Below are 20,883 nucleotides of genomic sequence, written 5' to 3'. Positions count from 1 at the left end.
ATTATGTCCGTTGAAAGTGAAAAAACCTTGTGATAGTCTGATCAAAAGATATAAAGATGGAAAAAAATTCTTTCATCTGTAGAAGGTCAAAAAACTTAATGAGGTCACTTTTAAACGAAAGAAGGAAGACGAGATGAATCCAAAAGCAGTGAAAAGAGAAAATCGTTATGCTAACTTAATTCCTATGCAAGAAATTAAATCCGTTGAACAGCAGCTTTACCCATTTGATATTTATAACAGTCTGCGTCAAGAAGCACCTATTCGTTACGATGAAAGCCGAAACTGCTGGGATGTATTTGATTATGAAACAGTAAAGTATATTTTAAAAAACCCGTCGCTTTTTTCATCCAAACGAGCAATGGAAGAACGCCAAGAAAGTATCTTAATGATGGATCCTCCAAAACACACAAAATTACGAAACTTAGTGAATAAAGCTTTTACACCAAGAGCTATTCAGCACTTGGAGGGTCATATTGAAGAGATTGCAGATTATTTATTAGATGAAGTAAGCAGCAAAAAAAAGTTTGATATAGTAGAAGATTTTGCTGGACCACTGCCGATTATTGTAATAGCTGAGCTGCTAGGAGTACCTATACAAGATCGAGCACTGTTTAAAAAGTACTCCGATGACTTAGTGAGCGGTGCTGAAAATAATTCAGACGAAGCTTTTGCGAAAATGATGCAAAAGCGTAATGAAGGGGTGCTTTTTTTACAAGGGTATTTTAAAGAAATTATCGCTGAGCGTCAGAGAAAGAAACAAGAAGATCTGATTTCGCTGCTTTTAGAAGCAGAAATTGACGGCGAACATTTAACAGAAGAGGAAGTACTAGGGTTTTGTATTCTACTGCTAGTAGCAGGCAATGAAACAACAACAAACTTAATTACGAACGGAGTCCGGTATATGACAGAAGACGTAGACATACAGAATGAAGTTCGTCAAGACATATCCCTAGTTCCGAATCTCGTGGAAGAAACGCTCCGCTATTATCCTCCTATTCAAGCGATTGGACGCATAGCCGCTGAAGATGTAGAACTTGGAGAGTGTAAAATTAAAAAAGGGCAGCAGGTAATTAGCTGGGCAGCAAGTGCAAATAGAGATTCAGCTAAGTTTGAACGGTCTAACACTTTTGTCGTGCGTCGTAAAACGAATCCTCACGTAAGCTTTGGTTTTGGCATCCATTTTTGCTTAGGAGCACCGTTAGCAAGAATGGAAGGGAAAATTGCCTTTGCTAAATTACTAGAAAAAGGGGAATTTTCCAAAGTTCAGAATCAGCCTTTAAAGCCAATAGATAGCCCTTTTGTTTTTGGGGTAAAAAAATATGAAATTACTTTTGACAACGCCTGAAAAGCGAGCGCAAATGATGCGCTTGCTTTTTAGCGTTCAGTCTTCCATTTTTGGTCCTCTGAAGGAGACGTATAGGTGTCCATTGAAGAGATAAGCTGTTCGGGAGTATCAGAAATATTGATGAGACGAATAGCAGAATCCGTAGAAAATCCTTCATCTACTGCATGCTGAACCATTTGCATAAGGGGGTTGTAGTAGCCGTTTACATTTAATAACCCCACTGGTTTTTTATGTATGCCAATTTGAGCCCAGCAAAGAGCTTCAAACAGCTCTTCAAATGTCCCGAAACCTCCAGGAAGGGCAATATAAGCATCTGCTAACTCGTGCATAGTTGCTTTTCGCTCGTGCATGCTCTCTACTTCGATGAGTTCTGTCAGCGCGGTATGAACAATTTCACCGCTAAACAAACCGCGGGGCATAATACCAATGACTTCGCCCCCATGTTCAAGCATTTCATTTGCGACTTCTCCCATCAGGCCCATTCGTGAGCCTCCGTAAATCAGCCGGTAGTTTTCTTGGGCCATGTAGCGTCCTAGCGAGACGGCGGCCTCTTTATATTCTGTTTTTATTCCTGCGCTTGATCCTGCAAACACACAAATTGATTTCAATTTCTTCACTCCTTTGTTTCTTCTCTATATAAGTCTTTTCTGTTTATGAACAACAAAATCCTTCTTAATAATTTATGAATTTTCACAATGTCATCGCTTGATTATTCTAAAAACTTTGCTTATAATCAAAGCGAAACATCTGTTTGAAAGCGTTATCTATTTCTTTTCTTTTGATGAAAAAGAGAGTACGCATAGATCTACTTGTAAGATAAGTAGATAATATGAACTTATGGGAGATTGGACCGTTTTAAACGCTTCATTAGTAAGTATACGTACTTGCAGGATTAGGACAAGGGGGATATGGGGATATGATGAATAATTTAATACGCACATTAATGGTACAAACACCGACTGTACCAGGAAACTTAGGAAGAGTAGCAACAGCCATTGGAAATGTTGGAGGAGACATTGGCGAGGTTGAAACCGTTAAAGTAGGACATAACTACACGATGAGAAGTATTACGGTTCAAGTAGAAAGTGAAGACCAGCTTGAGGAATTGCTTGAAGCGGTTCGCAGTTTAGAAGGCATTACTTTACATACAGTATCAGATGAAGTTCTTCATGCGCATGAAGGCGGTAAAATTCAAATGAAAAGCAAAATGAAAATTGAGTCGATCGCTGACTTAAGAAGAGTATATACACCAGGTGTAGCAAACGTTTGCCGTGCTATTCAAGAACAGCCCGACAAAGCTAAAATTTATACGAGCATTGGAAACACGGTTGCGATTGTAACGGATGGTACCGCTATACTAGGACTAGGGAATATTGGTCCAGTTGCAGGAATGCCTGTCATGGAAGGAAAAGCTGCGTTATTTGATCAGCTTGCCAGTGTAAACGCTATCCCTATTTTGTTGAATGTAAATGAGCCGGAAGAAATCATTCAAACGGTTAAAAATATTTCACCAGGATTTGGCGGTATTTTACTAGAAGATATAGGGTCGCCTCACTGCTTTGAAATTGAAGAACGTTTAAAAGAAGAGCTAGATATTCCAGTTATGCATGATGATCAACACGGAACAGCAGTTGTGACGCTAGCAGCAGCTATCTCAGCTTGTCGCAGCACAGGTGTGAATTTGAAAGAAGCAAAAGTAGGGCAGATTGGTTTAGGAGCTGCTGGTATCGCTACTTGCAGAATGTTCATGGCTTACGGTGTCAAACAGGTGATAGGAGCTGATAAGTCTCCTGAAGCGAATGAGCGCTTGGTCAGCTACGGTGGAAAAGTAGCGGATTCATTAGAAGAGCTTATGGAGAACTGTGATATTGTTATTGCGACAACAGGTGTACCTGGCTTAATACAGAAAGAATGGATTCGAAAAGGGCAAATCATTTTAGCACTTTCTAATCCAAAACCAGAAATTGAACCTGAAGATGCTCTTGAAGCAGGAGCTATTTATGCTACTGACGGAAGGTCAGTGAATAATGTGCTTGGATTCCCAGGTATTTTCAGAGGAGTATTAAATGCGGGAGTGCGTGATATTACGCATACGATGCTTGTAGCTGCAGCTGAAGCCATTGCAAATTCAACGCGTCCAGGCGATTTAGTTCCTCACCCTCTTAATCTAGCTGTACACGAAGCAGTATCTGAAGCAGTTGAAAGAGCGGCTGTTGCACACGGAGAGAAAGACGGCGTTTATCGATAACAAACAAGGCTGCCTCGAAATAGGCAGCCTTGTTTGTTTTTTATCAAAAAATAATAAGAAAATAGTAAACGATGAAACTTTTTTCCTTTTTTAACGTAATATAGTAATAGAAATAGTAAAAAAGGTAGAGAAAGGAGTTTTTATGGAGTTTGAACATTTAAAGGGCAAATTGCCCCTCGAGGCTAAAAAAGCGATGCGCTGGCAATCCATTTTTACGCATAGCCTGTGGCTTCTGGCAACAGCGGGTTATTTTCTACTCGTTCATTTTTTTGATTGGTGGTCAATTATTGGATGGATATCAGCTGGACTATTAGTCGTGAGCTTTATCATATATACAATTATAGCTCCAAATGTATATATGAATGTATATTCATATGAAGTAACAGATACTCAAATTGATGTGCAAAGAGGGCTCTTCATCTGGTATCATACGAAAATTCCCCTTGTGAAAGTACAGCACGTTGAAACGTTGACAGGGCCGATTTTTCGAAAATTTGACTTGGCATCTGTTAAAATCATCACAGCAGCTGGAAGCGTCGAAATTCCTGCACTCGTACAAAGAGATGCTGAAGCACTGCGAGAGTATATTGCTAGACTAGCAGAGGTAGATGATGAAGATGAGTAAGCGGCTGCATCCGCTATATATTGCAATAGCATTTATTGAACATATAAAAAATAATATCCTGCCTTTTGTGTTTGTATTTATCGTCAATCGGCACCTGTTGTTTACATATTGGTGGGCAACGCTATTAGCGGGAGGCGTAGTCGCTTTATTTGCTTTTTTTACCTGGAGGGAATTTCGTTATGAAGTAACGGAAACGGAAGTGCGTCTGTATAAAGGGATTTTTAAAAAAGAAAAACGATTTATTCAACGAAATCGCATTCAATCGATTCAGTTAGATCAGCCGTTTGTCTTTAGAATTCTTCGCTTAGCCCGGCTTCGTATTGACACGGCCAGCAGCGGTACGGATGCTGAAATTGATTTATCTGGTATTTCACTAAAAGAAGCGCACCATCTTAAAGATACGTTAAAGCTGTCAGGGAGTCAGCCGGAAATAACAGAAAAAAGTCCTGAACGTATGATGAAAGTGTCGGTGAAACAGCTGGCGTTAGCTGCTGCGTTTTCCGGGAATTTTGGCTATATATTTGCTGCTCTTGGTTTTCTCTATCAGTATATTGATACGTATATCAACCGCTGGGTGAAGACAGCTTACGAAGAAGTGATTCATCAATCGATGCTTGGTTTATTTGTATTAGTCGCTGCAATTGTGGTGCTTGCTTATTTGTTGTCTATCGTTTTATATGTGATACGATTTGGCGGTTTTACAGTGGAACGCTACGATCATTATCTACATATTAAATACGGACTATTAAATAAGAAATCCCTTACGATTCCTTTTCATAAGATACAGGCTGTTACGATAGAGGAAGGGTTGGTTCGACGCTTATTTGGATGGTCTTCCGTTTCGTTAAATGTCGTAACCTCTGATTTAAAAGAAAAGGTCTATTTACACCCGTTTATCCAGCAAAAAGAGATTTCATCGTTAATGAACGTATATGTCCCGCACTACGAATATATAAAGTGTCCAAGAAATACAGCTATTCAATATGCATGGTACCCATTACTATTACCGCTCTTGTTATTTGTAGCGGCAGGGATTGGCATCAGCTTTTGGAAATCAATGTTCGTGTGGGTTATTGCTGTGCTATGCCTTGCATATGTACTTATTCACTGGTTGGGCTATCGCCAAGGCGGCTTAATGATGAACGAGGTATTTGTCGCTATTCGCTCACAGTTTTTAACACGAAAAACAACGATTATTAGAAGGAAGAAAGTGGAGCAAATTGAGGTGTTTGCAGGCACCTTTTTATGGAAAAAAGGATACAGGAAAATAAAAATTTCAACTATGGGTACAAGCGGCAGCTATAAATCGGGATATTTTCCATTTGAAATTTGGCATCCTATCTTTCTGCAAGCTACTTCTTCTAAAAAGGCATGAAGAACATCATTGTTCTTCATGCCTTTTGACGTTATCTATTCATTAAATTTTTTCCTTACTCGTAATAGCTATTCATCACGTCAGCGGGCACCATACTGCCTCCAGTTGACCATACAAGGTGAGTAGCTTTTGACATATCGTTTTCTAGTGCTTGCGCTTGTATATAGGAAGACCCGCTTTCCATCAGGTGAAGGGGCCCTTGTAAACCAGCCGCTGCTGAAGGTTCTATATACATATTTTCACGATTGGCTAGCTCATAAATAAATCGGAAAAGCTGATCATCTTCTACAGTATAAATTCCGCTAATAAGCGATTTTATCGTTTCGCCTACAAAGCTAGATGGCCTTCCTACAGCTAGTCCATCGGCAGCTGTTATGTTATCAAGTCCAATATCGGTAACGGAAATGCCATCATGCAGCTCGGTCATTAATCCGAGCAGCATGCAAGGAGAGTGAGTAGGTTCAGCAAAAAAGCAGTGAACATGATCACCGTATATTGCTTTTAATCCAAACGTAATACCGCCAGGACCTCCGCCTACTCCGCAAGGTAAATAGACAAATAAAGGATGTTCAGCGTCTACTTGAATTTGCAGCTCGGCTAGCTGCTTTTCCAAGCGTAAGGCAGCGACGGAATAACCAAGAAATAAATCTCTAGACTGCTCATCGTCAATAAAATGACAGGCGGGGTCTGCTTCGGCTTGCTTTCGTCCTTCTTCCACGGCTTTTCCGTAGTCAGACTGATATTCAATAACGGTTACGCCTTTCGAACGAAGCAAATCTTTTTTCCATTTCTTCGCATCGGCTGACATATGGACGGTGACGTTAAAGCCGAGAGCGGCGCTTATAATACCAATGCTTAAACCTAAATTACCGGTAGATCCTACTGCAATAGAATAAGAAGAAAATAACTTTTTACATCGTTCTTCAGCTAGAAGAGCATAGCTGTCTTCTTCGGTAAGCAGCCCTTCTTTGATAGCAAGACTTTCAGCAAATTTTAATACTTCATAAATGCCGCCTCTTGCTTTAATAGAACCTGATATAGGAAGATCGTGATCGCATTTCATCAATAATTTTCCTTGCAGCTCGTTATTCATTTGTTGATTTAAATAGTCTTTCATGTATGCAATTTCTTGAAGAGGTGATTCAATGATTCCTTTTGATGCTTTTAGCTCCGGAAAAGCGATTTGAAGAAAAGAAGAAAAGCGAGAAAGTCGCTCTTTTGCATCTTTTATATCTTTGGTATGTAAAGAAAGAGACGAAAGTGCTTCTTGAGCAGGTTTTAAATAAGGATTTATCCAAAGTATTTCCTGTTTATTGATTAAAGGTGTTAATAAAGGATATTCACGCATCCATGTAGCAAGGGGTTTTTGGTGAAATAAATGTATCGTCATAAAGGCTCCTTTCTCAATATGTTATTTCCTTTATATGTATAGTATCAAGAATAGAAGAAGTTGAAAACGAAAATATCAAAAAGCAGAAAGCGCTTTTAACTGCCTCTTGTATACTAATAAAGATAACTTATACAACTGCATAGAAAAAAGGAGAGGAATTTATGGCATTTTCAGGCGATGATAGCAGATGTCCTATCTGCGGAGAGAAAAATAACTGTGCTTCTGTACAAGGCAGAGAAATAGAAAAGTGTTGGTGCATGCAGAAAGTTTTTACTCCTGATTTGTTTAAACAAATTCCTTTAGAAAGCAGAGGGAAAGCGTGTGTATGCGTCAAATGCGTTGCGAGACAGAAGGAAGAAGGCGGGGATTAACGTGAAAAAAGGAATTATTTCATACGGTGAGGCATTTATTGATTTTATCGCCAAAAATGAATCTAACACTGACTTTGACCCTTTTTTAGGAGGCACAACCGTTAATGTAGCAGTTGGAGTTCAGAAGTTAGGAGCAAAAGCATCTTATATCTGCAAGTTAGGGAGTGATGAAACAAGTGGTTTTGTAAGAAAGAAGCTTTTAATTGAAGGAGTAAACCAAAGCGGCTGTGTAACTTCGGTGACGAAAAAAGTTTGTGAAGTGTATGTACATAAAAGTAAAGAAGGAGATCGTTACTTTCATTCCTACATAGATTCTACCCCTCATGAGCAAGTGTATAAATATGAGCTGCAGGAAGCTTTATTTGAGAAGGCAGCGATTTTTTATTTTGGATCAGGCACTTTGTTTCATCCGATTTCCCAGGAAACTACAAGAGAAGCTGTGAGGCTCGCAAAAAAATATCGTATGCTGGTAGCTTTTGATCCGAATATTCGAATGAAAAGATGGGAAAGTGAAGCAGCATGTAGAAATATTGTAACATCGTTTTTGTACGAAACAGATATTTTGAAAATCTCTCAAGATGAGCTCCTATTTTTGATGAATTCAACAGATCTGGCAGAAAGCCTAGAAAAACTGAGAGCGTATCATATTCCGTTCGTATGGGTCACTCAAGGAGAAAAGGGCGCAGTAGCCGTTACTGCAAATCAAATGCTTCATGTGAGTGCAAAGAAAGTACAGGCGATAGATACAACAGGAGCGGGTGATGCATTTATGGCAGGAATTCTCTGGTGTATTCATGAAAAAGGTTTGCCTGAAAGTGAGGAGTCATGTAAGCAGTACACAATGTTTGCCAACGCGTTAGGTGGAGCAGTTTCGGCGAGATACGGAGGAATGATTTCGCTTAAAGCAAAAGATGTATCTAATATAAAAGCAGGTAGCTGATAGCTACCTGCTTTTGAGCATTTATTATTTAAAAAATGACAGTATAATCATAAGGGCAAAAATAATCGTAAGATGGTTCAATGAGAACACAAACATTAAAGTAGCCCATTTTGTATCTTCTAATTTTTTAAATCCAACAATTCCAAGAAGCATCCACACGAGTGTTAAACCGAACATTGTAAATGCGATAATTTTACTAAACGATAAAAATAAGAACGATGCCGCTAGTAAAATAACTAGGTATACAAGCGTTTGGACTTTGGAACGACGGATACCTTTTACTACAGGAAGCATTGGTACACCTGCGGCTTTATATTCCTCAAGTCTTCTAATCGCAATAGCGTAGAAGTGAGGAGGCTGCCATAAAAACATAAATACAAACAATCCAATTGCTACCGGATGAAATAAGTCTGGTGAAATAGCGGCCCAGCCAATGATCGGAGGCATAGCTCCAGAAATACTTCCGACTTCGGTATTATAAATGGTTGTACGTTTTGTAAGCATAGTATAAGGCACTACATAAAAGAAAAATCCTAAAATACCCATAATGGCGGCCATGTTAGAAACTAAAAATAAAATACCTACACCAATAACAAATAAAGCCAGTCCTAACCATAGAGCAAATTTAGGGTTGACCGCTCCTGTTACCGTCGGTCTGTCTTTTGTACGTTTCATGATTGCATCGATATCACGGTCATAGAAGTTATTAACTGCCCCAGCTCCTCCTACGACAAAGGATGTCCCAATTAAAGCCAAAATAATGATAGGAATTTGTGTCACAAAGCTTAAGTCATTAACAGCAATTGCGAGACAAAGCCCAGCAACCATTCCTAGTGAGTTCGATTTAATAATCCCAGTTTTTATAATAGCACTGATTACTTCCCGGGAAAAATACTGATTGATAGGAAGTGATTCCTTTGTGATAACTTCGGTATTTTTCACAGCAATTCTCCTTTTTGAGCTTATTCTTACATGAATAAACCTAATCTTTATTAATCAACTAAACTATTTTAACAAAAAAATATCGTAATTACATCAAGGTTGCTCGTAAAATTTGTTAACATTCCTTGAACTTTTTTAAAAAACAAAGAAAAATGTCGAATTTCCGACTGAAAATAAGTACATCCTTTATTATAAGATAAAAATGGAATGCTTAAAAACGAAAATTTTGACTATCTGGTGAACTTTTAACGAGCAAGAAACTCGAACTTAATCGTACCATATTTATTGGTAATTGCAATCACATAGTATGTGATGAAAGAAAAGATGTGGTACATTAAAGAAAGAACTAATAAGTTTATTTACTATGTCTTATTCACAAGGAGGATATATGATGCCAGATAAATATGCTAGCTTCTCTGAACTTGCCTCTTATGAAGTATACAACCAAGACTACAAAATTCAATTTGAAATCAGACCTTCTAACATTATTATGCTTGCGATACACGGCGGAGGTATCGAAACTGGAACATCCGAACTTGCTGTTGGCCTAGCGGGCAACGAATACTCGTACTATATATTTGAAGGGTTAAAGAAATCAGGAAATGCCGATCTTCATATCACATCCACTCATTTTGATGAACCTCATGCGTTAACGATTATATCAAAAGAAGACTATGCAGTATCTTTTCATGGATACAACGACAAAAGTGAAAAGCATACTAAAATCGGCGGTGCTGACAAAGCGTTAAGGTCCAAAGTACATGAAGCGCTTGTTTCTAAAGGCTTTAGTACAGAAATTTTATCAGATCAAGATCCTGTTTCCGGTACCAGCCCTAGAAATATAACCAATAAAACAGCTAGGCGGATGGGTGTGCAAATTGAGATAAGTAAAGCGCAAAGAGAAGCTTTTTTTTCAACTAACACGAGAAATGAACGTAAAAATTCGAAAACCCAGGAATTTTTTGAGTATATATCAGCTATTAGAAGTGCATTTCCTCTTAGATAAATCAGATACGTTTAGTATTTATTAAACAGGTTAGATTTATTACGGACATGTTTGTGGTATACATATAGTAACTACATAAACTGGAGGAGATAATCATGAAAAAGTTTGACCAAGAAGATACCCTAGAACGACTTAAAGCCTCTTATCGATATTTAAAAAGCATAGACATACCAGAAATCAGCACATTAGATGATCAAAAACGAGCGGAAGCTGTGCAGTTAATCGAAGAGATTGGTCTTAAAATATCAGAAATGCGCGTAAAAGTAGAGTGAGTAAAAAGAGAAAGAAGGACATCTGTCCTTCTTTCTCTTTTTCGACAACTATAAACAGGAGATTGGCCATGAATGAACAATATTATGATGCTTTATTAAATATAAAAACAACGGGAGAACAAAAGGGATTTAATGATTCATTTCATTACCATCGTTATGAACCCACGCCTTATAGTGCATTAGAAGCACTTTTCAATCAGTATGAGCTAACAAGCAGCGATAGAATTGTCGACTTCGGGTGTGGGAAAGGAAGGCTGAATTTTTATGTGAACTACCTATGTAATGCCACCGCTGTAGGGATAGAAATGAATGAGCACTTCTATGAGCAGGCCATAGATAATCAGAGGCGCTATTTAAAAAAAGCCAAGGGCCGAAAAAGTCATATTTATTTTCAGTGTTGTTTAGCCCAGGAATATAAGATTCACCCACTAGACAACTGCTTTTATTTTTTTAATCCTTTTTCAGTTCAAATTTTTATCCAAGTAGTGAACAATATTTTGCTTTCGTGGGAAGAGAATAAGCGCGAGATTGATTTAATTTTGTATTATAGTTCAGAGGATTATCTTCATCATCTCGAAAAACACCCTTCTTTCATTTTAAAAGAAGAGGTAATGCTGCCAGAGTTGAATCGTAAAAATCCATATGAACGGTTTTTGATTTATAAAGTAGCTTATTAAGACGACTTATTTACTATTCCATAAAGGTGTATCGTCGCTCGTTCTATTTAACAAATCAGCAGGGGCTAGAAAAAGACCTGCTGATTTTATTTATAACTTTTTAGAAATTAAAGCATAACACTTTATTATGTAAGCGCTTTCTGTTATAATGAAACTAGGTTGGATAGCATGCGTGGCTATCGGTGTACTCAGCGCAGGCGGGGCTAGTACAGAAAGAGAAGGCTACATACAAGTTAATAAACATTTAGTCGATAGAAATAAGAAGTCTCAAAAACAAATTTATTAATTTGTATGCTAAATCGTAAATTAACAGAAACGGCATTTATGATAAGGTTTTAGAGAAAAGAACCCAGCGTATACTGTATAAGCAATTTTTTTACTCTAAAAAAGGGTAAAGAAATTGCTTATTTATTTTTAAATAAGTGCACAGCTGTTCAGATTTGTTTTGAGATATCTAGCGTTAGTGTATAATAGTAAAAAGTACGAAAAGTTGACATTGTTAATTGATTAAAGGGGATTTAAAAATGAGTGAACTAAAAATAGATGATGTAGCGAAGCAAAGCGGTTTAACAAAACGTACGATTCGTTATTATGAACAAATTGGACTGATGCCAGCACCTCCAAGAAGTGAAGGTGGATTTCGTCTGTACACGGAAGAACATGTAGAATTTTTAAAGAAAATTACGAATGCCAAAGAAGTTATGGGTTTTTCACTTCAAGAATTACAGGAATTTCTTGCTTTAAGTGATACTCTTGAAATACAAAAGATGGATTATAGGCAAGTGAAAGGAACAAGTCAACAAAAAGAAAAGTTAGAGCAAGTGTTACATACGGTAGAAGAGCAGCTCAAGCTGATTGAACAGAAAAAGAAAAACATCTTAAAAGTAGAGTCTGACCTTCTGTCACTGAGAGATCGTGCTAAGGCTGCAATTGTAAAATTCGAGCAGGAAGAATCATAAAAAGCAGGCGCATTCACCAGAAGAGTGCGTCTGCTTTTATGTGTTTTATAGGGAATTTATTTATGATTGTGCAGAGTTTTCTTCTAGCTGTACCCCTAAAAGAAGTAGAATAGCCTGTATCCCGTCGGCTTTTCCGCTGTGAAAGCTTCTTGTTTCAGCATCCAAAGCTTCATTTACAGATTCCATCATATTTGATTCGTATAAGTCTAAAATCAATTGTTTTCCTTCCGGACTCAAATGCAGCTGCCCGCGTTCCTTCATTTTAAACTTCAACTTCTTCAACTCCCTTTCCCATAATACTATCAGTATACAAAATTAATAACATTTACGTAAACGTTAATTTTTGTATGTGGACAGAAGAACGTATTAAGTATAGGTACTAAGTGAGGGGAGAGATACTGGTTATCCTTTGCTTGTTTTAATGTTTGTCAGCTTATAGCCGCAAGCTGAGCATATATAGATAACGTTTTGATTGGACTGAGCAGTTAAAACGGTAGCGAGCTCTTTTTGAGAATGACAGTTAGGACAAATAACAACAGGGGATTTCATGTGATTTTCTCCTTTTCTTTTTTATAGTCGAATTTTATTTTATGTAAAGTTTAATCAAATATCCTTCGTGCTATCAAAAACGACGGAAGATATGTAAAAAAGCATTCTCGCTCAAAAGAAACGGGAATGCTTAAGGTAAGTTTAAAATCCGTCCTGGCTTGCTGTAAATGGAATGTTAAGTCTTCTTTCTACATTGCGTAAGCGCTGATTTAATCTGTTTATACGGTCAGTATGTCGCTCCACAACTCGATTTAAGCGAGTAATTTCTCTGACTTGCTCCTCATTTTGTCTCTCAAGAGCACGAATTCTTCGTTCAAATCCTCCAAGATTTTGAAGCTGCTGTCTTTCATCGTATTCTTCATGCTGTGGTACGTAAGGGGGATAGTATTGTTGAACTGAGTAATCAACTTGCTGAGGAATATATCCAGGGTTGAAATAATAAGGGTTCATTAGGGCACCGCTCCTTTTAAATAGTAACTTCAAATCAAACACGATATAACGTATGCGAAGATAAGAAAAATGCTATAGGCACATACCTAAAGACATTCTGTATTTTAAAAAAGGAAAATATTTTTAGGAGGAAAAAGGAGATAGCAAACCCTTTCTTGAATATGCAAAATAGAAAAGCTTCTTTTTTAGACACTTTATTTAAGAAAGAGGGAAAGTGACCGATGGCTCAAGGGAAACAAAAACCAGCACCTAAAATAGAAGAATCAAAAGCTCCGCCTGCAAAGAAACAAAAGCCGAAGAGCCGCAGCATCAAAAAAGCTCCGCCTCCTACATCGCCCTGGGTAAAAGCTGCTTCCATTTTATCTAACATTGATTTCATTCGTTTGTTTCGCGTGCTGTTTCTTGCTTTGGCGGTTGGTTTTATTGTGTATCAATATATTTTACTTACAAAAGGGGTCTTCATCAAAACATACGTAGACCTTTGGCATCATCACAAAATGATCTTGCTAGCTGGAGCTGCATTTATTATCTATACTTCTTTCATCTTTTACCTTGGCTACCGCACCGCTAAAAAGCGCTAGAACGATTATAAACGGCGAATATCATCCATTCTTTAAGCAAACCTTATATGTATATCAGCATAGAGGGGGGAAGAAACGTGGACAAGCAGCGAGCAAAACAAATTGCTGATTCACCCGTTATGGCTAACGTTACGTATAACGATACGGCCGTTTATATTCAACATGTAAGCGAAGAAAATGATACGGCAAGAATTTATCCGCTAGGTCAGCCGGAAAATGAACAAAATGTTGCGGTGAGTCAATTAGTAGAGAATTAAGGTGGATAAATAGAGCTACTAGTTCAGTTAAATAAAAGGAAGAGAGCAAATACACAGCTCTCTTCCTTTTATTTATTCTTCCCATTTCTTACTGTTGATTTTCTCAATAATCCCGTGCAAATCACCTGGCTTATGAAACTCAATCGGAGACGCGCCTTTTTCAAACAGAATCGATTCCGCTTCAATTAACGCCACGTAGCGTCCGTTCACTTTTGCTAAATGAATATTTTCACCAAAATCAGCTAGCAGCCCTTTAATCTCTGTTTCGCCAAGCTTCATTTTAAGCTCTGCATCAGGGGTATGCTCGACGATATGAGCAGCGGCTTCCATGACTTGATGGGTATCTAAACGTTCTTGAAGCTCACGCTTTTCACTTGTTGCCCACAGTTCCATGTCTGATTCAAACTGTTCAAGCTCTACGCTTTCTGCTTCAAACGTTTCGCTGACGTGTTCACGCACCATATCCATCACTTGTGTTTTCATAATCTCAGGCATCGGCTCGTTGTAATCAATGAATTTCAAAAAGTCTTCAAAATAACGGGCGTGAGACGCTTGGTGGATAACGAGTTCGCTTTCTTCCACCATGCCTTCTTCAGGCATGTATGGGTATTGAATGGATTTCATGTTTTTAGTAGTAATCGCCATTTCTACGTGACGAATAAGGGTTGATTCATCTGAAATTGAAGCCACTTTTGGTTCGAAGTCACATTTTAAAATAAACACAAAAGCATGATCAAAATATTTTCTTGGAACAGCAGATACCACTAAAAATGCTCCTCCTCGAACGGCTGCAGTATCAAGGTATGCATTGATAAACTGTTCGCTGTTTTCTTCAAACTCTTCTTTGGTTGTGGCAAAACGAGTGCGGTGAAATAAATTATAATTAGGGTTTGAGTCGAGAGCGTGTCCCGGTTCAACTATAAAATACCCGAGCTTTGTAGGCACTTGTTCTGCTTTGGGGTGTCGCTCTACTTTGCGCTTTACAATTTTTTTAAATTCACCGTCTAAAAAATCTTTAATGGAACTTTCTTCATATTCTTCCGTATCAAGCGTTTGAAAATGCTTATATTGTTTAGAGGCCTGTTCTTCTTTTCCTTCTACTTGTATTACGTAAAATGATAAAAAATTAATTTTAAAATCCATAGCAGTCACCTTGTTTCTTTTTAGTCAGTTACTTCAGTATAAGAAAGAGTCCGGTAAGCGTCAATGCCTGTTAGCTTTAGGGGGAAAAAGATCTATTTATACAATTGATCAGCTGAGGAATAGTGTATAAAGCAAAGAATAGGAGAGGCAGGGGGCCTCTCTTATTTATACTGCTCCAAACGTTCAAAAAAGGTTTTGACAAACTTATAAAAAATTTTATCAGAAGGTGCTAAATCACGATTTCTAGGAATAATCATTCCGACTGTCCGCTGAAGCTGCGGCGTATGAATAGGAAGTTTAGTCGTAAAACGAGGAGTCGTTTCAGACACTGTACTTTCAGGAAGAAGCGTCACGCCAATTCCTGCGGATACAAGACCTTTAATCGCATCTAAATCTTCTCCTTCAGATGAAATATTGGGCATGAATCCTGCTTGTTTGCAAGCGTCAAAGGCCATTTTATGTAAAATGAATCCTTTTGGAAATAGCACAAAATCTTCATTTCTTAAATCCCGCAGCCGAATGTTATCCCGTTCAGCGAGCGGGTGATGAGAGGGAACAAGGGCTAAAAGATTTTCAGTGAATAGAATATGCCCTTCAATACTCTGATCTTCTACAGGTACAGGGCCTAAAAAAGCGATATTGATATCTCTTTTTTTAACCGATTCAATTAAAAATTTGTACGAACCTTGTCTAAGATGAAAAGCAACATTTGGGTGTTCTTCTTTAAAGGCTGATATAATAGTAGGAAGAAGATGACTAGCAAGGCTTGTTGGAAATCCGATTTTAATCGTTCCTCTTTCGGGATCCAAGTATTCATCAATTTGTTCTTTCGCATAGTCAATAGCTTTCATAGCCGTCTCCGTATGCTCAAGAAAGACTTTTCCTATTGCTGTTAACTTGACATTTCTTCCTTCACGTTTGAATAAACTAACACCTAGCTCAGATTCCAGGTTCGCGATTTGACGGCTGATTGCTGATTGAGCTACATGCAGATATTCTGCGGCCTCAGATACGTGTTCTCTTTTTGCAACTTCCATAAAATAGCGTAATTGACGCAGTTCCATAAGCATCCTCCATCTATATATATCAAAATTAGATTAGTTTTATCTAAATTATATATTGTTTATATTGATTTGAAAACTTACAATGTAAACAGGTGATCTTAAAAAGATAAAGAAAACGAACGGGGGAGAAGAAGATGACATACAATCAAATGCCAAAAGCTCAAGGTCTCTACCGTCCTGAATTTGAGCACGATGCATGTGGAATCGGACTATACGCTCAATTGAAAGGCGTAGCGTCACATGATATCGTTAAAAAAGGACTAAACATGCTTTGCCAGCTTGACCATCGAGGCGGACAGGGAAGTGATCCGCTAACAGGAGATGGAGCTGGATTAATGGTACAAATTCCACACGCGTTCTTTAAAAAGACATGCGTTGAACTGAACTTGCCAGAAAACGGTCGTTATGGAGTTGGAATGATCTTTTTCTCAAATAATGAAGACGAGCGTCGAGAAATTGAAGCTTATATTAATAAATTAATTGAAGAAGAGGGACAAACGTTATTAGGTTGGAGAACTGTGCCTGTAAATGTCGGAAAAATCGGAAAAGTTGCAAAAGAAAGCTGTCCATACGTACGACAAGTATTTATTGGGGCAAATGACAGTATTCAAGATGACTTAGCGTTTGAGCGCAAGCTATATGTTATTCGTAAGCAAGCGGAAAATTGGGCGCAGGCACGTCAAAACCGTTTTTATTTTACAAGTCTTTCAAGCAGAACAATTGTGTACAAAGGGTTGTTAACACCTGAACAAGTGGATGCTTTTTATCTTGACCTACAAGATGAAGACTTTACTTCAGCGTTTGCTTTAGTGCATTCTCGCTTTAGCACAAACACGTTCCCAAGCTGGGAAAGAGCACATCCAAACCGTTATTTAATTCACAACGGTGAAATCAATACGCTTCGCGGTAATCAAAACTGGATGAGAGCGCGTGAACAGCAGTTTGTTTCGGACGCATTTGGTAAGGATTTGCCGAAGGTTCTTCCAATTTTAGATGCTGAAGGAAGCGACTCATCCATGTTAGATAATGCGCTAGAGTTCTTTGTATTGGCCGGCCGCAAGCCAGCCCATGCAGCGATGATGCTTATTCCAGAGCCTTGGTCTGAGAATCCGCACATGTCAAAAGAAAAACGTGCTTTCTATGAGTATCATAGCGCATTAATGGAGCCATGGGATGGTCCGACTGCTATTTCGTTTACGGATGGAAAGCAAATCGGTGCTATTTTAGACCGTAACGGTTTACGTCCAGCTCGCTATTATGTTACAAAAGATGATTACATCATACTTTCATCAGAAGTAGGCGTCATTGATGTTGAAGATGAAAATGTGTTATATAAAGATCGTTTAAGCCCAGGTAAAATGCTTCTAATCGATTTAGAAGAAGGCCGAATTATTTCAGATGAAGAAATTAAATCTGAAATGGCACAGGCTGAGCCTTATCAAGAATGGTTAGATGAACAGCTGGTAACGTTGCCAGAAGTGCAGGAAGAAAAATCTGAATACTTCGATGATTTGGTCATTCGCCAGAAGTCATTTGGCTACACGTATGAAGATATTCATAAATATTTAGTTCCAGTTATTACAGAAGGAAAAGATCCGCTTGGTTCAATGGGTAATGATACTCCATTAGCCGTGTTGTCTGATCGTCCTCAATCGCTGTTCAATTACTTTAAGCAGCTGTTTGCTCAAGTAACGAACCCACCGATTGACGCTATTCGTGAACAGTTGGTTACATCAACAATGACGTTGCTTGGTGCAGAAGGGAATTTACTGCATCCAACCAAAGAAAACATTCATCGAATTCAGCTTGAGACGCCGGTTTTAACAAACGATCAAACTCATCAGCTGAAGTCTGCCATTCATCCAGATTTCAAAAGTGCTGTTATTTCTGCGGTGTTCACAAAGGATTTAAAAGCAGATCTTGATCGCGTATTTGCTGAAGCTGAAGCGGCAATTAACGCAGGCGCTAGCATTCTTGTTCTGACAGACCGTGAAGCGGGAGCTCACTCTGTAGCCATTCCAGCTTTATTAGCGGTCAGCGGGCTGCACCAGCACCTAGTGCGAAAAGGAAACCGTACAAAGGCGAGCATTGTAGTGGAAACAGGAGAAGCGCGCGAAGTGCACCATTTTGCAGCACTGATTGGTTACGGAGCAGACGCAATTAATCCATATCTTACTTTTGCAACATATCAAAATGAAATTAACGCAGGTACGTTGAACGTATCGTATGACTATGCTGTTGAGAAATATGTAAAAGCCGTTACTGAAGGTGTTGTAAAAGTAATGTCTAAAATGGGCATTTCAACGGTGCAAAGTTATCGGGGCGCACAAATTTTTGAAGCAGTTGGAATCAGTGCAGAGGTTATCGAGCAATATTTTACAGGTACTGCCTCGCAACTTGGCGGTATCGGTTTAGATGTTATTGCAAAAGAAGCGAAAACGCGTCACGACAATGCTTATGTTGAAACAATTGAGCAAACGTTAGAGTCAGGAAGCGACTTCCAGTGGAGACACACGGGCGAGCATCATGCGTTTAATCCAAAAACAATTCACACGCTGCAGTGGGCTTGCCGTAAGGGAGATTACAGCTTATTTAAAAAATTCTCTGAATCGGCTAATGAAGAACGCATCGGTTTCTTGCGCAACCTATTCTCGTTTAATGGAACGCGTTCATCTATCTCCATTGATGAAGTGGAATCAGTTGATTCGATTGTAAAACGTTTTAAATCAGGTGCTATGTCGTTTGGATCTTTAAGTCAAGAAGCTCATGAAACATTAGCGATTGCGATGAACCGTTTAGGCGCACGCAGTAACAGTGGAGAAGGTGGCGAGCACCCTAGCCGCTACACTGTGGATGAAAATGGAGATAATCGCCGCAGTGCGATTAAACAGATTGCTTCTGGCCGTTTTGGAGTGAAAAGTCATTACCTTGTGAATGCGGATGAGCTTCAAATTAAAATGGCACAAGGTGCAAAACCCGGAGAAGGCGGTCAGCTTCCAGGAAACAAAGTATATCCATGGGTAGCAGATGTGCGTGGATCAACGCCAGGAGTAGGCTTAATTTCACCTCCTCCACACCACGATATTTACTCGATTGAAGATTTAGCACAGCTTATTCATGACTTAAAAAATATAAACCGTGATGCACGAATCAGCGTCAAACTCGTTTCAAAAGCAGGAGTAGGAACGATTGCTGCCGGAGTAGCAAAAGGAGTAGCGGACGTTATCGTTATTAGCGGCTACGACGGAGGTACGGGAGCATCTCCAAAAACAAGTATTAAACATACGGGACTACCGTGGGAACTGGGCTTAGCGGAAGCTCATCAAACGCTTATGTTAAACGGTCTTCGCGAAAAGGTAGTGCTTGAAACAGACGGGAAATTAATGACGGGTAAAGATGTAGTCATGGCAGCACTTTTAGGAGCAGAAGAGTTTGGTTTTGCTACGGCGCCTTTAATTGTTTTAGGCTGTATCATGATGCGTGCGTGTCACTTAGATACATGTCCAGTTGGAGTGGCGACGCAAAACCCAGAGCTTCGTAAAAAGTTCCTAGGAGAAGCGGATCACATCGTTAACTATATGAAATTTGTTGCACAAGAAGTACGCGAAATTATGGCTGAACTTGGATTTAAAACAGTAGATGAAATGGTTGGACGTACAGACGTATTAAGCGTTAGCGAACGTGCAAAAAATCACTGGAAGGCGCAGCACTTAGACTTAACAACTCTTTTATATCAAGCTGAAGGTGTACGTACTTTTAAAACACCTCAAAACCATAAAATTGACGAATCTCTTGATATGCAAAAAATCTTGCCAGCGGTACAGCAAGCAATCGAGCATAAGTATCAAGTCGAGTTAGAACTGCCAATTTCTAATATTAACCGTGTAGCTGGAACAATTGTAGGAAGTGAAGTTACAAAACGTTACGGTGAGAAAGGTCTGCCAGAAGATACGATTACTCTTCGATTCACTGGCTCTGCAGGACAAAGTTTTGGTGCATTTGTTCCAAAAGGAATGTCTATGTATCTAACTGGAGATGCAAATGATTATATCGGAAAAGGGTTATCAGGAGGTAAAATCATCGTTGCTCCACCTAAGGAAACAACAGCTGTGTCAGGTGAAAATGTTATCGTCGGGAACGTGGCATTTTACGGTGCAACAAGCGGTGAAGCTTATGTTAGCGGGCTAGCAGGAGAACGTTTTGCGGTTCGTAACAGCGGTGTGAACGTAGTGGTTGAAGGAATTGGCGATCATGGCTGTGAATATATGACTGGCGGACGCGTTGTCGTATTAGGTGATGTAGGTAAAAACTTCGGTGCGGGAATGTCTGGCGGTATTGCTTACGTATTTACTGATGATCAAGAAGCATTCAAAAACCTTTGTAATAAAGACATGATTGGGTTTGAGAGCTTAAAAGGAGAAGAAGCAGAAGAAGTAAAAGAGATGATTGCAAATCACCTAAAATATACTGACAGTCATAAAGCAGCATTTGTATTAGAAAATTGGGAAGAATCGCTTTCGAAATTTGTAAAAGTGATTCCGAATGATTATAAACGCATGATGAATCGCATTGAAGAGCAAAAAGCAGCTGGGTTAACGGAAGAAGAAGCAGCTATGAGTGCGTTTGAGGAAAATGCAAAACAAGAAAAGAAAGCATCGGCAAAACAACAAGAAGCGGTAGCTCAGTAAG

The 20,883-nt window shown here is 38.9% G+C and carries 21 protein-coding genes; 13 read left to right on the top strand and 8 right to left on the bottom strand.

Annotated elements, in window-relative coordinates:
* The first annotated feature begins 133 nt into the window (after nt 1–133).
* Entirely contained in the window at nt 134–1,345 is a 1,212-nt protein-coding gene (locus tag ACRPLY_RS03330) for a cytochrome P450 (RefSeq protein ID WP_432231547.1), read from the top strand.
* Between the two features lie 29 nt (nt 1,346–1,374).
* Here ACRPLY_RS03330 and ACRPLY_RS03325 read toward each other — a convergent pair whose 3' ends face one another.
* Entirely contained in the window at nt 1,375–1,953 is a 579-nt protein-coding gene (locus ACRPLY_RS03325; protein ID WP_028413576.1) for a TIGR00730 family Rossman fold protein, read from the bottom strand.
* A gap of 308 nt (nt 1,954–2,261) precedes the next feature.
* Here ACRPLY_RS03325 and ACRPLY_RS03320 point away from each other — a divergent pair, with 308 nt between their 5' ends.
* From ACRPLY_RS03320 to ACRPLY_RS03310, 3 genes are all read left to right on the top strand, one after another.
* On the top strand, nt 2,262–3,593 hold the full coding sequence (locus tag ACRPLY_RS03320) for an NAD-dependent malic enzyme (protein WP_034265658.1): 1,332 nt from the start codon (nt 2,262–2,264) through the stop codon (nt 3,591–3,593).
* 142 nt (nt 3,594–3,735) lie between these two features.
* Nucleotides 3,736–4,218, top strand: coding sequence for a PH domain-containing protein (locus ACRPLY_RS03315; protein WP_013056785.1), 483 nt, complete (start codon nt 3,736–3,738; stop codon nt 4,216–4,218).
* Nucleotides 4,211–5,593: a PH domain-containing protein gene (locus tag ACRPLY_RS03310; RefSeq protein ID WP_223546552.1), complete on the top strand. Its 1,383-nt coding sequence runs from the start codon at nt 4,211–4,213 to the stop codon at nt 5,591–5,593. The genes ACRPLY_RS03315 and ACRPLY_RS03310 overlap by 8 nt, the downstream gene beginning before the upstream one ends.
* Nucleotides 5,594–5,648: 55 nt before the next feature.
* Here the strand turns inward: ACRPLY_RS03310 and ACRPLY_RS03305 are convergent, their stop codons facing one another.
* Complete coding sequence (locus ACRPLY_RS03305; RefSeq protein ID WP_432231546.1) at nt 5,649–6,983, bottom strand: D-serine ammonia-lyase; 1,335 nt, start codon at nt 6,981–6,983, stop codon at nt 5,649–5,651.
* A gap of 161 nt (nt 6,984–7,144) precedes the next feature.
* Here ACRPLY_RS03305 and ACRPLY_RS03300 point away from each other — a divergent pair, with 161 nt between their 5' ends.
* Both ACRPLY_RS03300 and ACRPLY_RS03295 read left to right on the top strand, forming a co-directional pair.
* Nucleotides 7,145–7,354, top strand: coding sequence for a cysteine-rich CWC family protein (locus ACRPLY_RS03300; RefSeq protein WP_033578825.1), 210 nt, complete (start codon nt 7,145–7,147; stop codon nt 7,352–7,354).
* 1 nt (nt 7,355) lies between these two features.
* The gene (locus ACRPLY_RS03295) at nt 7,356–8,294 is read left to right on the top strand and encodes a carbohydrate kinase family protein (protein WP_432231545.1); all 939 of its coding nucleotides are present in this window, start codon (nt 7,356–7,358) and stop codon (nt 8,292–8,294) included.
* A gap of 24 nt (nt 8,295–8,318) precedes the next feature.
* Here the strand turns inward: ACRPLY_RS03295 and cyoE are convergent, their stop codons facing one another.
* A complete protein-coding gene (gene cyoE / locus ACRPLY_RS03290) occupies nt 8,319–9,236 on the bottom strand; it encodes a heme o synthase (protein ID WP_013056789.1) in 918 nt (305 codons plus the stop codon).
* Nucleotides 9,237–9,627: 391 nt separating this feature from the next.
* Here cyoE and ACRPLY_RS03285 point away from each other — a divergent pair, with 391 nt between their 5' ends.
* The 4 genes from ACRPLY_RS03285 (at nt 9,628) to ACRPLY_RS03270 (ending at nt 12,150) form a co-directional block, all read left to right on the top strand.
* Entirely contained in the window at nt 9,628–10,242 is a 615-nt protein-coding gene (locus ACRPLY_RS03285) for a poly-gamma-glutamate hydrolase family protein (protein WP_228123050.1), read from the top strand.
* Nucleotides 10,243–10,337: 95 nt separating this feature from the next.
* Nucleotides 10,338–10,514: a hypothetical protein gene (locus tag ACRPLY_RS03280; RefSeq protein WP_165573411.1), complete on the top strand. Its 177-nt coding sequence runs from the start codon at nt 10,338–10,340 to the stop codon at nt 10,512–10,514.
* 68 nt (nt 10,515–10,582) lie between these two features.
* Nucleotides 10,583–11,191 (top strand): methyltransferase, encoded by a 609-nt coding sequence (locus ACRPLY_RS03275; RefSeq protein ID WP_047751091.1) that lies wholly within the window; start codon nt 10,583–10,585, stop codon nt 11,189–11,191.
* A 524-nt stretch (nt 11,192–11,715) separates the two neighbouring features.
* Nucleotides 11,716–12,150: a MerR family transcriptional regulator gene (locus ACRPLY_RS03270; protein ID WP_033578828.1), complete on the top strand. Its 435-nt coding sequence runs from the start codon at nt 11,716–11,718 to the stop codon at nt 12,148–12,150.
* Between the two features lie 60 nt (nt 12,151–12,210).
* Here ACRPLY_RS03270 and ACRPLY_RS03265 read toward each other — a convergent pair whose 3' ends face one another.
* The 3 genes from ACRPLY_RS03265 to ACRPLY_RS03255 all read right to left on the bottom strand — a co-directional run bounded on the left by ACRPLY_RS03265 (nt 12,211) and on the right by ACRPLY_RS03255 (nt 13,149).
* On the bottom strand, nt 12,211–12,423 hold the full coding sequence (locus ACRPLY_RS03265) for a hypothetical protein (protein ID WP_432231544.1): 213 nt from the start codon (nt 12,421–12,423) through the stop codon (nt 12,211–12,213).
* Nucleotides 12,424–12,552: 129 nt separating this feature from the next.
* Nucleotides 12,553–12,699 carry a hypothetical protein gene (locus ACRPLY_RS03260; protein ID WP_098626789.1) on the bottom strand — a complete coding sequence of 49 codons (147 nt, stop codon included), beginning with the start codon at nt 12,697–12,699 and terminating at the stop codon, nt 12,553–12,555.
* A 141-nt stretch (nt 12,700–12,840) separates the two neighbouring features.
* Complete coding sequence (locus ACRPLY_RS03255) at nt 12,841–13,149, bottom strand: flagellar hook-associated protein FlgK (RefSeq protein ID WP_013056797.1); 309 nt, start codon at nt 13,147–13,149, stop codon at nt 12,841–12,843.
* A 221-nt stretch (nt 13,150–13,370) separates the two neighbouring features.
* Here ACRPLY_RS03255 and ACRPLY_RS03250 point away from each other — a divergent pair, with 221 nt between their 5' ends.
* The gene (locus ACRPLY_RS03250; protein WP_432231543.1) at nt 13,371–13,730 is read left to right on the top strand and encodes a hypothetical protein; all 360 of its coding nucleotides are present in this window, start codon (nt 13,371–13,373) and stop codon (nt 13,728–13,730) included.
* 77 nt (nt 13,731–13,807) lie between these two features.
* Nucleotides 13,808–13,987, top strand: a complete 180-nt coding sequence (locus tag ACRPLY_RS03245; protein WP_028413564.1) for a small acid-soluble spore protein H — start codon at nt 13,808–13,810, stop codon at nt 13,985–13,987.
* Nucleotides 13,988–14,059: 72 nt separating this feature from the next.
* Here the strand turns inward: ACRPLY_RS03245 and ACRPLY_RS03240 are convergent, their stop codons facing one another.
* Entirely contained in the window at nt 14,060–15,130 is a 1,071-nt protein-coding gene (locus ACRPLY_RS03240; protein ID WP_033578829.1) for a DUF3900 domain-containing protein, read from the bottom strand.
* A 161-nt stretch (nt 15,131–15,291) separates the two neighbouring features.
* Nucleotides 15,292–16,194 carry a LysR family transcriptional regulator gene (locus ACRPLY_RS03235; protein WP_013056801.1) on the bottom strand — a complete coding sequence of 301 codons (903 nt, stop codon included), beginning with the start codon at nt 16,192–16,194 and terminating at the stop codon, nt 15,292–15,294.
* A gap of 134 nt (nt 16,195–16,328) precedes the next feature.
* Between ACRPLY_RS03235 and gltB the strand changes: the two genes are divergently transcribed.
* Nucleotides 16,329–20,882 (top strand): glutamate synthase large subunit, encoded by a 4,554-nt coding sequence (gene gltB / locus ACRPLY_RS03230; RefSeq protein WP_432231542.1) that lies wholly within the window; start codon nt 16,329–16,331, stop codon nt 20,880–20,882.
* The last annotated feature ends 1 nt before the right edge of the window (nt 20,883 follow it).

This window comes from Priestia sp. TGN 0903 (genome assembly GCF_050846855.1).
Lineage (GTDB): Bacteria > Bacillota > Bacilli > Bacillales > Bacillaceae_H > Priestia > Priestia zanthoxyli.
The sequence above is the reverse complement of the archived record's forward strand: the minus strand, read 5'-3'. Positions and strand labels throughout refer to the sequence as shown.

What these genes read in the sequence shown, in the direction of transcription:
- ACRPLY_RS03330 (WP_432231547.1), top strand. Translation starts at nt 134, where the DNA reads ATGAATCCAAAAGCAGTGAAAAGAGAAAATCGTTATGCTAACTTAATT.
- ACRPLY_RS03320 (WP_034265658.1), top strand. Translation starts at nt 2,262, where the DNA reads ATGATGAATAATTTAATACGCACATTAATGGTACAAACACCGACTGTA.
- ACRPLY_RS03315 (WP_013056785.1), top strand. Translation starts at nt 3,736, where the DNA reads ATGGAGTTTGAACATTTAAAGGGCAAATTGCCCCTCGAGGCTAAAAAA.
- ACRPLY_RS03310 (WP_223546552.1), top strand. Translation starts at nt 4,211, where the DNA reads ATGAGTAAGCGGCTGCATCCGCTATATATTGCAATAGCATTTATTGAA.
- ACRPLY_RS03305 (WP_432231546.1), bottom strand. Translation starts at nt 6,983, where the DNA reads ATGACGATACATTTATTTCACCAAAAACCCCTTGCTACATGGATGCGT.
- ACRPLY_RS03300 (WP_033578825.1), top strand. Translation starts at nt 7,145, where the DNA reads ATGGCATTTTCAGGCGATGATAGCAGATGTCCTATCTGCGGAGAGAAA.
- ACRPLY_RS03285 (WP_228123050.1), top strand. Translation starts at nt 9,628, where the DNA reads ATGCCAGATAAATATGCTAGCTTCTCTGAACTTGCCTCTTATGAAGTA.
- ACRPLY_RS03280 (WP_165573411.1), top strand. Translation starts at nt 10,338, where the DNA reads ATGAAAAAGTTTGACCAAGAAGATACCCTAGAACGACTTAAAGCCTCT.
- ACRPLY_RS03275 (WP_047751091.1), top strand. Translation starts at nt 10,583, where the DNA reads ATGAATGAACAATATTATGATGCTTTATTAAATATAAAAACAACGGGA.
- ACRPLY_RS03270 (WP_033578828.1), top strand. Translation starts at nt 11,716, where the DNA reads ATGAGTGAACTAAAAATAGATGATGTAGCGAAGCAAAGCGGTTTAACA.
- ACRPLY_RS03260 (WP_098626789.1), bottom strand. Translation starts at nt 12,699, where the DNA reads ATGAAATCCCCTGTTGTTATTTGTCCTAACTGTCATTCTCAAAAAGAG.
- ACRPLY_RS03255 (WP_013056797.1), bottom strand. Translation starts at nt 13,149, where the DNA reads ATGAACCCTTATTATTTCAACCCTGGATATATTCCTCAGCAAGTTGAT.
- ACRPLY_RS03250 (WP_432231543.1), top strand. Translation starts at nt 13,371, where the DNA reads ATGGCTCAAGGGAAACAAAAACCAGCACCTAAAATAGAAGAATCAAAA.
- ACRPLY_RS03240 (WP_033578829.1), bottom strand. Translation starts at nt 15,130, where the DNA reads ATGGATTTTAAAATTAATTTTTTATCATTTTACGTAATACAAGTAGAA.
- ACRPLY_RS03235 (WP_013056801.1), bottom strand. Translation starts at nt 16,194, where the DNA reads ATGGAACTGCGTCAATTACGCTATTTTATGGAAGTTGCAAAAAGAGAA.
- gltB (WP_432231542.1), top strand. Translation starts at nt 16,329, where the DNA reads ATGACATACAATCAAATGCCAAAAGCTCAAGGTCTCTACCGTCCTGAA.